Raw genomic sequence first — 16,909 nt, 5'->3', positions numbered from 1 at the left:
AACATTAAAAAAAACATAATTATGGGAAAAGTTTTGAAAATAAGCATCATTCTAGCATTCTTTTCGATTACATTTATTTCTTGCAGCGATGTAAGCAGAAAAGTTGACGAAAAGATAGAACAGTTACTAAAGAAAACGGAATCATTAGACTCTTTGCTAAACCAAGAGATCGATAAAGTACTAACTCTCGATTCACTTATCGATAAGGAACATCAAAAGGTAATAAAGCTTGATTCACTTATACAGAAATCAACCTCTAAACTTGATTCTGTAGTTAATAAAATTACAAAACCTTTAAGTAAATAATTACAAACCAATCAAATACTACAAAAATGAAATGTCCAAATTGCAAAGATGTAAATCTGGTTATGACCGACCGCAACGGAATAGAGATTGACTATTGTCCTGATTGTAGAGGTGTTTGGCTTGACCGTGGTGAACTTGATAAAATCATTGAAAGGTCAACTCAAAACCTTAAACCCCAACAAGATGATATGATTTATGGTAAGCAGTACCATTCAAGGGACAATGATTATCGTTACAAAAAAAAGAAAGGACTTTTAGGAGAACTATTTGACTTTTAATATCGATTCGATAGAAATTTAAAACACATACATTTTTAATGCTAAAGAGCGATAACAACCAATGGCACGCCATTGACTATAAAGAGGTTCTTGAGAATTTTGAGAGTTCATTACAAGGGCTAGAAATAGAAGAAGTAAATAAAAGACAAGAAAAGTACGGATTAAACGAACTTAGGCGTAAAAACAAAGATGGCGTTTTAAAAGTGCTTTGGCGACAAATTAACAATCCATTGATTTGGGTTCTAATTGGTTCAAGCACGTTGGCTACTGCATTGGGGAAAATTACCGATGGAATGGTAGTGCTTGCCGTAGTGGTGGTGAACTCAATTATTGGCTTTATTCAGGAATACAAAGCAGGTAAAGCCATTGAAGCTCTTAGTAACATGGTCCCCGAAAATGCTACGGTAATTCGAAATGGCAATATAATAACCATACCTGTTTCTGAGATTGTTCCCGGTGATATTGTTCAGGTGGCTGCCGGCGACCGCATTCCCGCCGACATGAGGATAATCCAGCAAAAAAACCTGCAAGTAGAAGAAGCTGCTTTAACAGGTGAATCGGTACCGTCTCAAAAAACTACCGAAGCCGTTAATCCCGATGCGGTACTTGGCGACAGAAAATGTATGGTATATAGTGGCACTTTAGTTGTTTCAGGTACTGCCACGGCTGTGGTTGTAAAAACGGGTATGGATACCGAACTTGGTAAAATATCCGACATGCTTAACGAAACAGTTGATTTAGATACACCATTAACAAAAAAGTTGGGTGTTATTGGCAAATACTTAACCATTGGTATTGTTGCTATCACTGCAATTATTATGGTTATTGGAACATACCGAGCATTGGGGCAAGGGGTATTATTGTTTGATGCACTCAGGGAAAGCTTAATATTTGCAATAGCTTTGGCAGTAGGTGCTATTCCGGAAGGATTGCCTGCTGTTGTTACCATTGCCCTCGCCATTGGGGTACAACGCATGGCAAAACGAAATGCCATTATTCGTAAACTTCCTGCGGTTGAAACCTTAGGAAGTACAACTGTTATTTGCTCTGATAAAACCGGAACGCTTACAAGAAACGAAATGACTGTAAGTGAATTGTGGAACTATAACCATAGCATACAAGTAACAGGTGTTGGTTATCATAAAGCCGGTGTTTTCAAACAAAACAACGCTGAACTAGCTGCTTTACCCGAAGATATGTTGCTTTTACTGAAAAAAGCAGTTCTTTGTAGTGATGCAAATGTACTTTATACTGCAAACGAATACAGTATTTCGGGCGACCCTACTGAAGTAGCATTGGTCGTTGCAGCTGCAAAAGCGGGGATTTCAATTGATGGTTTACGTCAGGAAATACCAAGAAAAGATGTTGTGCCTTTCGACTCTGAAAAGCAATACATGGCAACCCTTAACGACAATATTATTCTTAAAGGGGCACCAGAGGTTGTGCTAAAACGTTGTTCAACACATGTTGGTGGTGTAAACTTGGATACACAAAAGATTATTTCTCAAATAGAATTGCTTGGTTCGAAAGGGATGCGAGTGCTTGCCATAGCTCAAAAAACTCAAAGTAAAAGTGATGAAATATCGGTAGATGATATTGAAAACGGATTTGAGTTTATCGGCTTGATAGGTATGATTGACCCGCCACGCACCGAAGCAATCGAAGCTATAAAAGCATGTCATAATGCGGGAATAACAGTAAAAATGATTACTGGCGACCACCATGCCACAGCACGTGCTATTGGCATGGAATTAAACCTCTCGGCCAATGGGACTGTTGTAACAGGAGTGGATTTGTCGAAAATGAGCGATGCTGAACTTGATAAAACCATACAATCAACCAATATTTTTGCCCGTGTAGCCCCCGAACACAAACTTCGTTTGGTAAAAGCCTTGCAAAAAGCCAATGATGTTGTTGCAATGACCGGTGATGGCGTAAACGATGCCCCATCGCTCAAGCAATCAAATGTTGGTGTTGCTATGGGAATTACCGGAACTTCTGTGTCGAAAGAATCTGCAGACATTGTACTTGCCGATGATAATTTTTCGAGTATAGCAGCAGCTGTTGAAGAAGGGCGAAGGGTTTACGACAATCTGCTAAAGTCTCTCGCATTCTTGCTTCCAACCAACTTGGGACTTGCATTTATATTGATTTATGGCATTATATTCTTTCCTTTTAATCCTATAACGAAAGAACTATTGCTTCCTATGTTGCCAGTACAATTGTTGTGGATAAACTTGGTTGCAGCCATAGCATTGGCTTTGCCGCTTGCATTCGAAGTAAAAGAACCTAATGTAATGAACCGTCCCCCTCGTAAACCCGATGAAGCTCTTTTCAACGGATTTGTAACTTTTAGGGTGTTTTTTGTTTCGATACTTATGACAGTTGGAACTATCGTGCTTTTTAGCTGGGAGTACTCTTATTCACTTTCAACCGGAATGGCACAAACAGATGCGTTGGCTCGTTCCCAAAGTATAGCAGTAACATTTATTATATTTTTCCAAATATTTTATTTGATAAACTGTAGGTCTCTGAAAGAATCGGTTTTAAAAATTGGTCTTTTCAGTAATGGCTTTATCTTTTTGGGTATTGGGTCAATAATGCTTCTGCAAGCAATGTTTTTATACACCCCGTTTATGCAAAAAGTGTTTGGAACAGCGTCTCTCGATGGGAAAGGTTTATTTATTTCGTTTGTAGCTGGTTCATTGATTTTTGTTGTAATTAGTATCGAAAAATGGATTCTAAGAGAGTTGTTAAATAAAAAGAAAAAAGAGAGTTAATAATGTTTTAATAATGAATTTAAAAATAAAAAAATGACGTTGGGTAACATCGTGTATAAAACATTTGGCAATCAGTGGTTTATCAAGCGTTTTAGCTCGTATCAAAAGTAATTGTAACTTGATAGCAAATCGCTTCGAAATGCCAAACGTTTCATACACGCAACCGTTATAGCCAATGCTGAAAGACGACCCGACATATAATGACAGTTACTGAAAATGGAGTTAACGAAAGAACAATATTACATCATCAACTCGACTGGAAACATCAAAATAAATGCTGTTGCCGGGTCTGGGAAAACTACGACCGTAATTGAATACGCCAAGACAAGACCAGCGACAAGTAAAATTCTTTATTTAGCTTTCAATAAATCAGTAAAACTTGAAGCAGCCAAAAAGTTTGCCGACAAAGGACTTAACAATGTAAAAGTTGAGACAGCACATTCTTTGGCTTATAGACACATTGTTTTTAAGAATGGATACAAAGTAAGACCACAAGGTTACAAGACAAATGAAATTGCCGAACTTCTAAATCTTCAAGGCAATGGAGAAAAGCATACGGAATATGTCATTGCCAATCATATTAACAAGTTCATTGCCTATTTCTGCAACAGCGACAAGCAAAAAGTTCAAGACTTAAACTATCTTGACACAGTAACAGACCCAAAAGCAAAAACCTTTGTTTCATCATTTTACGACTATATCGTTTCTCAATCACGACTTTTATTAAGCAAAATGGACAAAGGAGAAATCGAAATCACCCACGACTTCTACCTTAAAAAATTCCAACTTTCAAACCCAAAACTTGACTACGATTACATACTTTTTGACGAAGGACAAGACGCATCTCCTGCAATGCTTGATGTGTTCTTTAATCAAAAAGCGACCAAAGTAATCGTTGGCGACACACACCAACAAATTTACGGGTGGCGATTTGCAGTAAACTCGTTAGAAAAAGCCGACTTTAAAACCTATCATCTTTCGACAAGTTTTCGGTTTAGTCAAGACATTGCAAATCTTGCAATGGAAGTTTTAAAATTCAAAAAACACCTTGACGAACACGAAACTATTCCAATAACAGGAAAAGGAAACAGCAAAGAAATTAAAACCAAAGCTGTTCTTGCAAGAACCAATCTGGGACTTCTGCTTAAAGCAATTGAATATGTCACTGAAAAGAAAAAGGTAAAACAGATTTACTTTGAAGGTAACATCAACTCATATACATACGCAGACGAAGGTGCTTCCCTCTATGATGTTCTAAATCTTTACAACGAAAAGCATCACTTAATTAAGGACAAACTAATCAAGGCTATGAAAGACCTTGACGAGTTAGAAGATTATATTGAAAAGACAGAAGATGTTCAGCTTGCAATGATGGTTGAAATAGTTAAAGAGTATGGAAATAAAATTCCTGACATCATAAAAGCCATTAAAGAAAAACACGTTGACAATGACGACAAAGAAAAGGCAGAAATGATTTTCTCAACAGTTCATCGTTGCAAAGGAATGGAGTATGATGCCATTCAACTTGTAAACGACTTTATTTCAGAAGAAAAATTAGATAAACTAAAAGAAGACAAGAAAGCCAAAGAAATCAACGCCACAAAACTAAATGAAGAAATCAATTTGCTTTATGTTGCTGTCACTCGGACAAAAAATAGTATTCATATTCCCGAACCTTTAATGCCTTCTGAATTTCCAAAATCATCACAAATTCACGTTATGAAAGTTGTGAGTGAAGAAGAAAAGGAACAGCAAAGAAAAGAAGAATTGAAACAAAAAACCGACAAGGCAGAAAGCAAAACAGAAAAAGCTTATTCGGTTGAAGAAGTGAGAACCAAACATAAGGACGCATACAAACCTTGGACACCTGAACTTGACAACGAACTAACAGTAATGTATTGTGAAGGAGTAAATGTAAAAGATATGGCTAAACATTTTGGACGGACAAGGGGAGCAATAACATCAAGAATTAAAAAATTAGAACTTGAAGAACTTTACGGATAAAAAGAAAATAACAGGAAGCACTGGCTATAACAGGCGTAGCTGTTGCACTACTCCTTTTTTTTAGAAAATAGTTTTCAAAAACATAAAATTTAGACCTCTTTAGAAGCAATTTTATAGAGGTTTGTTTTTAAAATGTTAAAATTTAGAGCGCTTACAATGGAGTTTTTTATGTTGTAAAGCATGGTTTTTATAAAAGTTTTAGTATATTTGAGTAGTACAACTTGCACTATGAATTTGCAAAATCCCAAGAACGGAAGCAAACTTCCTTCTCGGGACTTCGCAAATCCGCCGAACCGTTATCTGCCATTTTAAAAAACAACGTCAATGAAACAAACTTTTGGAATTTTCACAATATTATTTTACGGAATTCTTACTGCACAAACAATTAATGGAAAAATTATTTCAAAAGAAAATAACGAACCAATTCCATTCGCAAGAATTGGAATTGAAAATGAAAATTTTGGAGCAATTGCTGATGAAAATGGCAATTATTCAATTGATTTGACAAATATTGACCGAAACAAAAATTTAACCGTTCAAATTGGTGGTTTTATAAATTTTTCACAATCAATACAAAACTTCATAGATGGAAATCATACAATTTCTCTGAATGAAAAGGTTGTGGAAATTCAGGAAGTGGTTTTGAATCCCAAAAAATATTATGAAAAAAATTGGGGGACAAATGCAAAAACTAAAAAAGTTCAATTTGGCTTTAATCCAGCAAGAAGCAAAGAAGACAAATCAAAAGAATTTGGTGTAGATTTTAATAATAACAAAAATATAAAATTGCAAAAAATTAATCTAAATATTGTGGATTTGAAAACTGACAAACCACTTTTGATAAATTTCAATATTTATTCAAAAAAAGACGGACTTCCAGATATATCATTATTAAACGAAAATTTAACTATTGAATTAACAAAAGATAAAATAAAAGACGGAACATTTTCTTTTGATGTTAGTGATAAAAATGTTTGGATTAACAAACAGGATTTTTTTGTAACAATGCAAGTAATGAATGGATTCGATGGATGGATCTATTTGAGCGGAGCAATGTTTAAGAATGTTTATTATCGAAATTTTTATGGTCCTTGGTTGAAAAAAACTATTGCACAACCAGCGCTAAATATTGATGTGAAAATTGAAAAATAAAAAAAACGGCAGATAACAGGTAACTGTTGCACAACTCTTTTTTTTAGAAAATAGTTTTCAAAAACATAAAATTTTTACCTCTTTAGAAGCAATTTTAGAGAGGTTTGTTTTTAAAATGTAAAAATTTAGAGCGCTTATAATGGTGTTTTTTCATGTTTTACAATATGGTTTTTATACAAGTTTTTTGTATATTTGAGTTGTGCAACAAGCACATCGGTTTGGCAAAATTGCCGTTTAGTGCTTCGTTTGACATTTTATCTTAATTTTAAAGTTTGTACTACTAATGAAGTTTTGGTTCGGCAACTTCGCCAAGCCGAGAACCGTTAGCGTCAATGACGCTAAAAATTACTCTAAAATTTGCATGGAATAAAACTTGTACATATATTTGTACAAATAAAAATACAAAAATATGTTAATTGCAAGTGTTTCTGATTTTAGAAAAGATATAAAATCATATTTGGACAAAGTTTCTAGAAACTTTGAAACCTTAATTATTAACCGTGGAAAAGATTCTGGTATTGTTGTTATGTCTTTAACTGAATATAATTCTTTAATGGCAACAAATCACGAATTGTCTTCTAGAGCAAATGAAATACGTTTGGATTCAGCGATTGAAAAATTAAAAACTCATAAATCTTTTGAGAAAATATTAACAGAAGACTAATTATGAAATATATTTTTGTAGATGAATCTTGGGAAGATTATTTATATTGGCAAAAAACTGATAAAAAGAAATTAAAGAGAATTAACGATTTATTAAAAGATATTTCTAGAAATCCTTTTGAAGGAATTGGAAAGCCAGAACCTTTAAAACATAAATATTCAGGATTTTGGTCAAGAAGAATTGACGATGAACATCGATTAATTTATCGTTATGAAGAAGGTGAAATTCAAATTGCAAAATGTAGATTTCATTACGATTAATTGTTACTGCCACTAACTTAGGTAGCTGTTGCACAACTCCTTTTTTTTAGAAAATAGTTTTCAAAAACATAAAATTTCAACCTCTTTAGAAGCAATTTTAGAGAGGTTTGTTTTTAAAATGCTAAAATTTAGAGCGCTTATAATGGTGTTTTTTATGTTGTACAATATGGTTTTTATAAAAGTTTTAGTATATTTGAGTAGTGCAACTTGCACTATGAATTTGCAAAATCTCACGAACGGAAGTAAACTTCCTTCTCGGGACTTCGCAAATCCGCCGAACCGTTGTAGGCAATTTCATAAAAAAACATATATGAAAATCTTAATTTTTTTATTGCTATTTTTTCTATTAGGTTGTAAATCATATATCGTGGAATATGACAAGAATGGAGAACCGAAACTCGGAAAAAATATGAATTATATTTTTACTGAAAAACCAAGTGTGGAAAATCTAAAAAAGATTGATACAACCGCATATTATATACAAATATTTGAAGGAAGATATTATAATGAAAATGAAATAAAAAATCCTATGGTTTTGGAATTTCATAATGACGGATTTTACAAAGATTCTTCTTTAAAATATTACAAAAACTTTTCTTATAGAACTAAAGAAACAATTTGGTATGGAGGAAAATACAAAATTTCAGGAAATACTATTGAGCTTGAATCTTTTGCTCCTTCAAATGGAAGTAAAACTAAAATTTATATAAGAACATTTTTAAAAGGCAGAATTGTAAATGATAAAATAATTTTTGATGATAAAAAAAATAATAGTTTAATATCTGTATATCAAAAAAAACATAAACTTGAATAAGAGAAACTGCCTACAATATAGGTAGCTGTTGCACAACTCTTTTTTTTTAGAAAATAGTTTTCAAAAAATAAAAATTTAGACCTCTTTAGAAGCAATTTTAGAGAGGTTTGTTTTTAAAATATTAAAATTTAGAGCGCTTACAATGGAGTTATTGAAGTTGTACAATATGGTTTTTATAAAAGTTTTAGTATATTTGAGTAGTGCAACTTGTACTATGAATTTTCAAAACCCTAAGAACGGAAGTAAACTTCCTTCTCGGGACTTCGCAAATCTGTAAGCTCCCCCGAAAACAGTACGGTTTAAAAGTATAAAATTATTAACTTTAAATCGTAATTAAGACAATGAAAAAGAGCACATTCAGTCCTGCAAAGATTGCAGGTATTTTAAAGGATTTTTCCGGTGGCCGCAGTGCCGAGGAACTGGCTAGGGAAAATAGCATCAGCACGGCTACTTTATACAAGTGGCGTCAAAAGTACAATGGGATGGAAGCCAGTGAACTTAAGCGGGTGAAGGAACTTGAAGAGGAAAATGCACGCTTGAAGCGTATGTACGCCAATCTGGCAATGGAACTTGACGTAGCAAAATACATTATCGAAAAAAAGCTTTAAAGCCTTGTCGGAAACGGGAGATTATCATGGAAATCCAGAAACTCCGTCCGAAGGATTCCGGCAAGGCTTTACGCGTACTTAAACTAAGCAGAAGCAGTTTTCATTACCGCTCACTGAAAGATGATTCTACGGTGATGATGGAACTTGAACAGCTTACACAGAACCATCCGAGAGAAGGTTTCTGGAAATACTATTACCGTCTGCGCAACCGTGGAAAAAAGATCAATCATAAGCGGCTGCACCGTATCTACAAAGAGATGAAACTTCCGTTGCGTCGCAAGGTTAAGAAACGTCTCCCAGCCAGAGTAAAATCGCCCTTGGAGGTGCCGGAAACATTTACTCACACATGGAGTATTGATTTTATGAGCGATGTTCTCTCCAACGGAAGAAAGTTCCGCAGTTTTAATGTGATTGATGATTACAACCGGGAAATCCTTCACATTGAGGCAGATTATAGTTTGAAAAGTTCGCGGGTGATCTGGATTCTGAACCATCTGGTGAACCGCTACGGAAAGCCTGAGAAAATACGCATGGATAATGGACCGGAGTTCATTGCAAATATTGCTGAAGTCTGGAGCAGGGTAAACGAGATCAACTTTGCATATATCCAGCCGGGGAAACCTACACAGAATGCCTATATTGAACGCTTCAACAAAACCTACAGGAATCAGGTCCTGGATGCATATATTTTTGAAAGTTTGGATGAAGTAAGAAGTGTTACGGAGGAATGGGTAAGGGATTACAATTACGAAAGGCCGCATGATTCACTGGGCGGATTATCACCTGTGATGTGGAAAAATGGACAGCAAGCCCAGGCTAAGGCCAGCACTTTTCCTGCCCGCTTTTCCACATCCGACAACAACATCAATAAAATATCACGAAAAAATTCTACTTTTGAAGTGTACTGAAAATGGGGAGCTTACAAATCCGCCGAACCGTTAGCAGAAATTGTATGATAGAACCGTTAAAAACTGATGATCCAAAAAAAACAGCTGAAATTTTCGCTATGGAATATAGAAAAAAAGGTTATAATCTTGATTTCTCAATTAACAGCTTAAAGATTGAAATTGATTTAATTCTTGAAAATGAATTTCCAAGAAATAATGACGAAAGAGAAAAGCTAGAAGCTGAATTAACTGCTTATTTTGGTGAGACGTTATGCAGATTATTTGATGCTGAATGGAAAGGATTATATTATGGTTATAAAAATCCAAATGGAGTGAATTTTTATACTTGCAGAATTAAAAAAAATGAGTTCGAGTTTGGGCCAAGTAAATTTTTTGAATATTATTTTTCCAATGGTAAAGAAGATACTGGAACTTTCAATGATTATCTAAATTTTAGTTATTATTATAAAGGAACTGAAAAATATATTACTGGCGGAATATTAAAAAGGATTAACAACTTCTGCTAACAGGCGTAACTGTTGCACAACTCCTTTTTTTAGAAAATAGTTTTCAAAAAAATAAAATTTTGACCTCGTTTATTCTTCGATAAACTCAGAAACCAGATTTAAAGAATGTTTGTTTTTTAGTTAAGATTAAAAATGCTAAAAGTTGGGTATTTAACATTGAGTTATTGATGCTTTGAAAGACTGTTTTCATAAAAAAATACTTAAATAAAAGGACAAAAGCTCATTTTGAAATGAATAAAACAGTTTTAATTTCTCAAGGGATAAAAGAACCTCAGCTTTATCAGTAAACTCAATACTCATTTTAGTTTAACAGATTTTTAACCAATTTCAAATTATTTTATACAATATTTAAGACAGTTTTGGCGTATTTTTGGGAGAGATAATTTGGAGCAGGAAGTCAGAAGATGTAAGATGAAACGTCTAACTTCTTAACCTTATCCTTTACCTCAACCTATATCTTAACCTAAAAAATAATTTATGTCAAAAATAATTTGGATAGATGATGAAGTAGATTTACTCAAACCACATATCGTTTTTCTAGAAAACAAAGGCTATAACGTAACGCCAGTGAACAACGTAAACGAAGCACTAGAATTAATAGAAAACGAAAAATTTCAACTCGCACTTTTAGACGAAAACATGCCTGGAATTTCTGGTTTAGAAGCCATTCCCATGCTTAAGGATTTAGATTCTTCTATAAAAATCGTGATGGTAACCAAAAACGAAGAAGAACACATCATGGAACAAGCCATCGGTTCACAGATTTCTGATTACATTCTAAAACCTGTAAACCCCAATCAGGTTTTGCTTTCGCTGAAAAAAAATCTTCAAGAAGACGATTTGGTAGAGCAAAAAACCAAGTTAGAATATCAACAAGGTTTTCGTAATCTTTCGATGGAACTCAGCTATGTAAACACTTACCAAGAATGGGCAGAATATTACAAGAAAATCTTGAATTGGGAAATCAAATTCGATAAAGTTTTTGACAATGAGTTTGCAGATTTATTACAATCTCAAAAAGAAGAAGCCAACATTCAGTTTTCTAAATTTATAGAAAAAAATTACGAAGAATGGCTTCACAGCACAGAAAAACCAATTATGTCTCACACTGCTTTTAAGGAAAAAGTAAAACCCGTTTTAGAGAAAGACAAAGTTTTGCTTCTGATGGTTGATAATTTGAGATATGACCAATGGAAAGTGATAGAACCGCTTTTCGCAAGGTTTTACAACAAGGTTTCAGAAGACGAATATTTCAGCATTTTACCAACTGCTACTCAATACGCCAGAAATTCATTTTTCGCAGGTTTAATGCCTTCAGAAATCGAAAAACGTTTTCCAGACAAATGGTTTAATGACAATGAAGAAGGCAATAAAAACGAGCACGAACGTGAATTTTTAGAAGACCAGATGAAAAGAATTGGACTACAAAACAAGTCCATGAAATATTTGAAAGTTCTGAATGCAGATTTTGAGCGCAAGATTTTAGATGATTTTAACCAACATAAAAACAATGATTTATTGGTAATTGTCTATAATTTCATCGATATTCTTTCGCATGCTAAAACGGATAATCACATTGTAGACCAATTGATTAGAGATGATAAAACTTTCAGAAGTCTTACTGTAAATTGGTTTGAAAATTCTTCTATCTTAAAAATTATTAAACTCGCAGCGGAACAAGGTTTCAAACTCGTGATTACAACTGACCACGGAATGGTTTATGTAAAAAAACCTTCGCAAGTTGTAGGCGATAGAGAAACCAGCACCAACATTCGTTATAAAACAGGAAAATCTCTCACTTATGACGAAAAAGATGTTTGGGCAATTACCAATCCAGAAAAATTGTTTTTACCCAAAGGAAATCTCAGCAGCAAATATATTTTTGCGAAAAACAACATCTTTTTGGCTTATCCAAAAAATTACAACCACTTTGTGAATTATTACAAAGACACCTATCAACATGGCGGAATTTCACTAGAAGAAATCATTATACCTATCAGTATTTTAGAACCTAAGTAGTTTTTTCATAGTTTATTTATACTTAGGCATGGAGCGGAAAAAATCTGTAGATTTTTTCCGCTTTTTTACACCATAACAATTCCGTATTTTTGAAAAAATTTTCAAAAAAACATGTCTCAAACATTCCAAATAGAAAAAATTGAAGATTGGCAAAAAGTAGTAGATGAAATTTTGCCCAATTTAAAACACAATATCCTTTTATTAAAAGGAAACTTAGGTGCTGGCAAAACCACATTTTCTCAGTTTTTGATGAGAAGTTTAGGAAGCACAGACGAAGTTTCTTCGCCTACTTATGCTATCGTAAACGAATACCATTCACCGAAAGGAAAAGTTTTTCATTTTGACCTTTATCGACTGAAAAAAATAGAAGAAGCCTATGATTTTGGGATTGAAGAATATCTAGACAATGCTTTTCTCTGCATTATAGAATGGCCAGAAATCTACGAAGAAGAATTGGCAGATTTACCTCACCATAAAATGACAATTACCAATCATGGTGATTATAGAGAAATTGTTTTCTACTAAAATTTTCCTTAGAAAGAATCCATGATTTCTAAGGTTTTACCTATCCCATTTTTCGCTATCTTTGTAGCTTAAAATTTAAAACAATGAGTTCTACCATATTTACACCTTTTACTGAAGAACAACTCATTCCTAAAGAGGAAAAATTAGAAGTTCTGAAAAAAGGAAAAAAATTTAGCATTGGTATTCCAAAAGAAACCTGTTTACACGAAAAAAGACTGTGTATTACTCCAGATGCAGTACAAGTTTTGGTAGAACATGGTCATGATATTATTTTAGAAGCTGGCGCTGGTGAAGGTTCTTTTTTCACCGATTTACAGTTTTCTGAAGCAGGAGCTCAGATTACAACCAGTCAAGCAGAAGTGTACGGACAAGATTTAGTTCTTAAAATCAATCCACCAACCGAAGAAGAAATGGAATTTTTAAAACCAAATGCTTATTTGGTTTCTGCACTTCAAATTAACTTAAGAGACAAAGATTATTTTAAAAAATTAGCAGAAAAAAAGGTTAATGCCATCGCTTTTGAATTCATTATGGATGAATACCGTCAGTTGTCACTTATCAGACTGATTGGCGAAATCGCAGGTGGAATTTCCATTTTGTACGCATCAGAATTATTAGCAAAATCAAATGGCTTAATGCTCGGTGGAATTACCGGAGTTCGTCCTACAGAAGTAGTAGTATTAGGAGCTGGAATTGTAGGAGAATTTGCAACGAAAGCAGCCATCGGTTTAGGGGCAAGTGTAAGAGTTTTTGATAATTCTTTATCTAAATTAAGAAGATTACACACACTTATAGACAGTAGAGTTCCTACTTCAATTATAGACCCAAAAGAATTAAAAAAAGCATTGAGAAGAGCTGATGTAGTAATTGGCGCATTACCTAGACTCAATATGCCTTATGTAGTGACAGAAGACATGGTAAAAGCCATGAAAAAAGGCTCTGTAATTATAGATTTGACCATAGATTATGGCGGCTGTATAGAAACAACAGAAGTAACCACTCACGAAAATCCTGTCATCATTAAACACGAAATTCTTCATTGCGGATTACCTAATTTATCTTCTAGAATGCCTAGAACCACTACGAAAGCTATTTCTAATTTCTTCCTAAGTTATCTCCTGAATTATGACGAAGAAGGTGGTTTCGAGAATATGCTTTTGAAAAGAAACGAAATGAAACAATCGCTTTACATGTACAAAGGCAGACATACCAAAAAAGTGATTTGCGACAAATTCGACCTTACTTATCACGACATAAACCTTTTAATTTTTTAAATTTTCAACTTACTTTTTACATCATATTCAATGAGAAAACTGAAATTCTTTTTCATCGGGTTAATTCCAGGATTATTAATTGTATTCTTTATTTTGAACAAAAAAGGGGTAAGTTGTAGCGGTTATCTTCCCAATTCTAGGGTAATTGCCGAAACTTTATCGAAAGATTTCACCTATTCTGAAACTTTTCAAGCAGAAATGAAAACCTTGAAAATCGACGAAAAATTTCTGAAAGACAGCATTATTACCAAAGGAGAAATTAACTTTGATAAAAGTGATGCACAGAAAAAACCTTGTCCAAGTTATTTACTTACCGCTCCAGAAGGAAATCCTACCTATGAAATTACTTTTGAAAAATGTAAAGAAAATGCCCATTTCATCAGTCTTAAAAAGCTAAAATAACAAAATATGCAAAAGAAAAAATACACAGATCTGAGTGTTCCCCAATTAAAAAAACTACAAAAAGTTTTCTTAGGAATCTTTTTAGGATTGGTTATTCTTTGGATTATTGTACTCAGCATGATGTATTACAACGGAAAATCTTTTGCAACCTTTATAGCAGTAGCAGTAGCTACGTTGATTCCCAATTTTATTAATATTCTGAATATTTCTAATCAAATCAAACAAAAGGAAAAAGAACTCTAAAAATTAATTTCAAAATGAAGATTGCGATTATTGGTGTAGGTTTAATTGGTGGTTCTATCGCCCTAAAACTCCGCGAAAAAAATTTCGGAGCAGAATTTATAGGAATTGACAAATCAGAAATTCACCTTCAAGAAGCCCAAGAATTAGGAATTATAGACCGTTTCGAAAATTTTGAAAATGGTATAAAAAACGCAGACCTTATCATTACCGCTATTCCAGTAGATGCTACGGTTAAAATTTTACCACAAGTTCTAGATTTAATTACCGATAAACAAACGGTAATGGATACTGGTTCTACCAAATCTGGAATTGTAGAGGCCATTAAAAATCATCCGAACCGAAAAAGATTTGTAGCATTTCACCCAATGTGGGGAACCGAAAATTCTGGACCGAAAGCCGCTCAGAAAGAAAGTTTTGCAGGAAGAGCTGCTGTAATTTGCGACCGTGAAGATTCTGAGCAAGATGCATTAGCATTGGTAGAAAATATCGCCAAAAATCTAGAAATGCACCTGATTTACATGAATGCAGACGCTCATGACGTTCACACTGCGTACATTTCTCACATTTCACACATCACTTCTTATGCTTTGGCAAACACGGTTTTAGAAAAAGAACGCGAAGAAGATACCATTTTCCAATTGGCGAGTTCTGGTTTTTCGAGTACGGTTCGTTTGGCGAAATCTCATCCAGAAATGTGGGTTCCTATCTTTAAACAAAACAAAGAAAATGTGTTAGACGTTCTGAATGAACACATTACACAACTCAGAAAATTCAAGTCTGCTCTAGAAAAAGAGAATTTTGAACTTCTGGAAGAACTCATCAAAAACGCCAATAAAATCCGAGGCATCTTAAAATAATTCGTCATGAAAAATTTCTTTCGCTTTCTGTTCATCATCAGTTGTACTTTTTTATGGAGTCAAGAAAAGAAAAGCACGGCGACAGAAAATGTGAAGATTATTTCTGAAAATTTTGATGTTCCTCAACTTAAAACCACACGAAGAATTTGGATTTATTTACCTAAAGATTACGAAAATTCTCACCAAAAATATGAAGTATTGTATCTTCAAGATGCGCAAAATCTCTTTGACGATGCTACTTCATACGCTGGTGAATGGCAAGCAGATGAAACACTGAACAAAATTTTTGAAAAAACCGGAAAATCCGTAATTGTTGTAGGAATAGATAACGGTGGCGAAAAACGAATTGAAGAACTTTCTCCCTTTAAAAATGCAAAATACGGCGGCGGAAATGGCGAAAACTACGTGAAATTTATCGTGGAAACCCTGAAACCTTACATTGATAAAAATTACAGAACAAAATCTTGTAAAAAACACACCACGATTGGTGGAAGTTCACTCGGAGCGCTGATTTCTGTTTATGCAGCAGTGAAATATCCTGAAACTTTCGGTAAAGTATTGGCTTTTTCTTCTGCATTTTGGTTTAATGCTGAAGATTTGAATGCATTTATTAGCCATTCTAAAGTTAATTTAAAGCATCAGAAATATTATTTTATCCAAGGAAAACACGAAGATGAAGATATGGAAGAACAAACCAAACGCATAATAGAAAACCTGAAATCTAAAAACGTAAAATCTAAAAATATCTTCCTAAAAATAGACGAAGACGGAAAACACAATGAAATCTATTGGCGAAGAGAATTTGAAGGTGCTGTTTTGTGGTTGAAATGATTTGTTTAATACAAGTAGAACTAAGAATATTTTTACTTTTACTAAATAAATAGAACCAACTATAACTTAAAAAATTTATTCTTTAATAGACGAATCATTATTAGCTAGCTGAACAAAATTAATAGATGGTAAAATTACTGGTTCTAGTCCTGATTGTAATGTTAAATTTGAAACAAAAGCTCGCAAATATGGAAACGCAATAGCAGGTGCGTTTATTTTAGGAAAAGAAGATAGTTTAAAGTCTTCTGTTATTTTTTCATCTACTATTTCAAAATTAAAAAAAGCTTCAATAATCAAATCAAATGACCTATCATTTATATTAAGCTTAAACGCAACTCCAAAAGTATTATTTTCTTCATCATCAGAAAAAAAATTTCCTGACTCTAAATCAAAAGAGTCATTATCTCTTTTAGTTCTTTCGTCTAAAAGTGACATACTTAAGTTAGCTATTTTCCAATTTTTAAGTTGTATTTTCATT

Annotated in this window: 17 protein-coding genes and 1 pseudogene; 17 read left to right on the top strand and 1 reads right to left on the bottom strand. The window is 33.6% G+C overall.

Annotation, left to right across the window (positions count from 1 at the left end):
* The first annotated feature begins 21 nt into the window (after positions 1-21).
* The 17 genes and pseudogenes from KKQ76_RS02065 (at position 22) to KKQ76_RS01980 (ending at position 16,431) form a co-directional block, all read left to right on the top strand.
* The gene (locus tag KKQ76_RS02065) at positions 22-306 is read left to right on the top strand and encodes a hypothetical protein (protein ID WP_213195611.1); all 285 of its coding nucleotides are present in this window, start codon (positions 22-24) and stop codon (positions 304-306) included.
* A 26-nt stretch (positions 307-332) separates the two neighbouring features.
* The gene (locus KKQ76_RS02060) at positions 333-584 is read left to right on the top strand and encodes a TFIIB-type zinc ribbon-containing protein (RefSeq protein WP_213195610.1); all 252 of its coding nucleotides are present in this window, start codon (positions 333-335) and stop codon (positions 582-584) included.
* Between the two features lie 38 nt (positions 585-622).
* The gene (locus KKQ76_RS02055; RefSeq protein WP_213195609.1) at positions 623-3,364 is read left to right on the top strand and encodes a cation-translocating P-type ATPase; all 2,742 of its coding nucleotides are present in this window, start codon (positions 623-625) and stop codon (positions 3,362-3,364) included.
* A 216-nt stretch (positions 3,365-3,580) separates the two neighbouring features.
* The gene (locus KKQ76_RS02050; RefSeq protein ID WP_213195608.1) at positions 3,581-5,368 is read left to right on the top strand and encodes a UvrD-helicase domain-containing protein; all 1,788 of its coding nucleotides are present in this window, start codon (positions 3,581-3,583) and stop codon (positions 5,366-5,368) included.
* A gap of 324 nt (positions 5,369-5,692) precedes the next feature.
* Complete coding sequence (locus tag KKQ76_RS02045; RefSeq protein WP_213195607.1) at positions 5,693-6,520, top strand: carboxypeptidase-like regulatory domain-containing protein; 828 nt, start codon at positions 5,693-5,695, stop codon at positions 6,518-6,520.
* 409 nt (positions 6,521-6,929) lie between these two features.
* Positions 6,930-7,184, top strand: a complete 255-nt coding sequence (locus KKQ76_RS02040; protein ID WP_213195606.1) for a type II toxin-antitoxin system Phd/YefM family antitoxin — start codon at positions 6,930-6,932, stop codon at positions 7,182-7,184.
* 2 nt (positions 7,185-7,186) lie between these two features.
* Complete coding sequence (locus KKQ76_RS02035) at positions 7,187-7,444, top strand: Txe/YoeB family addiction module toxin (protein WP_213195605.1); 258 nt, start codon at positions 7,187-7,189, stop codon at positions 7,442-7,444.
* A 310-nt stretch (positions 7,445-7,754) separates the two neighbouring features.
* The gene (locus KKQ76_RS02030) at positions 7,755-8,258 is read left to right on the top strand and encodes a hypothetical protein (RefSeq protein WP_213195604.1); all 504 of its coding nucleotides are present in this window, start codon (positions 7,755-7,757) and stop codon (positions 8,256-8,258) included.
* 341 nt (positions 8,259-8,599) lie between these two features.
* Positions 8,600-9,660: pseudogene (locus KKQ76_RS02020) on the top strand (IS3 family transposase); the annotation flags it as partial.
* A gap of 158 nt (positions 9,661-9,818) precedes the next feature.
* On the top strand, positions 9,819-10,280 hold the full coding sequence (locus tag KKQ76_RS02015; RefSeq protein WP_213195603.1) for a hypothetical protein: 462 nt from the start codon (positions 9,819-9,821) through the stop codon (positions 10,278-10,280).
* A 477-nt stretch (positions 10,281-10,757) separates the two neighbouring features.
* Complete coding sequence (gene porX / locus KKQ76_RS02010; RefSeq protein WP_104793437.1) at positions 10,758-12,299, top strand: T9SS response regulator signal transducer PorX; 1,542 nt, start codon at positions 10,758-10,760, stop codon at positions 12,297-12,299.
* Positions 12,300-12,410: 111 nt separating this feature from the next.
* Complete coding sequence (gene tsaE / locus KKQ76_RS02005; RefSeq protein ID WP_213195602.1) at positions 12,411-12,824, top strand: tRNA (adenosine(37)-N6)-threonylcarbamoyltransferase complex ATPase subunit type 1 TsaE; 414 nt, start codon at positions 12,411-12,413, stop codon at positions 12,822-12,824.
* Positions 12,825-12,907: 83 nt separating this feature from the next.
* Positions 12,908-14,098, top strand: coding sequence for an alanine dehydrogenase (locus tag KKQ76_RS02000; protein ID WP_213195601.1), 1,191 nt, complete (start codon positions 12,908-12,910; stop codon positions 14,096-14,098).
* A 30-nt stretch (positions 14,099-14,128) separates the two neighbouring features.
* On the top strand, positions 14,129-14,500 hold the full coding sequence (locus tag KKQ76_RS01995; RefSeq protein WP_213195600.1) for a hypothetical protein: 372 nt from the start codon (positions 14,129-14,131) through the stop codon (positions 14,498-14,500).
* 6 nt (positions 14,501-14,506) lie between these two features.
* On the top strand, positions 14,507-14,743 hold the full coding sequence (locus KKQ76_RS01990; RefSeq protein ID WP_104793433.1) for a hypothetical protein: 237 nt from the start codon (positions 14,507-14,509) through the stop codon (positions 14,741-14,743).
* A 14-nt stretch (positions 14,744-14,757) separates the two neighbouring features.
* Positions 14,758-15,600, top strand: coding sequence for a prephenate dehydrogenase (locus tag KKQ76_RS01985; protein ID WP_213195599.1), 843 nt, complete (start codon positions 14,758-14,760; stop codon positions 15,598-15,600).
* A 6-nt stretch (positions 15,601-15,606) separates the two neighbouring features.
* The gene (locus KKQ76_RS01980) at positions 15,607-16,431 is read left to right on the top strand and encodes an alpha/beta hydrolase (RefSeq protein ID WP_213195598.1); all 825 of its coding nucleotides are present in this window, start codon (positions 15,607-15,609) and stop codon (positions 16,429-16,431) included.
* 75 nt (positions 16,432-16,506) lie between these two features.
* Here the strand turns inward: KKQ76_RS01980 and KKQ76_RS01975 are convergent, their stop codons facing one another.
* Complete coding sequence (locus KKQ76_RS01975) at positions 16,507-16,908, bottom strand: protein-export chaperone SecB (RefSeq protein ID WP_213195597.1); 402 nt, start codon at positions 16,906-16,908, stop codon at positions 16,507-16,509.
* Between the last annotated feature and the right edge of the window lies 1 nt (position 16,909).

Origin of the sequence: Cloacibacterium caeni (assembly GCF_907163105.1) — a bacterium.
GTDB lineage: Bacteria > Bacteroidota > Bacteroidia > Flavobacteriales > Weeksellaceae > Cloacibacterium > Cloacibacterium caeni_A.
This window is presented reverse-complemented; position numbering and strand designations above follow the sequence as displayed.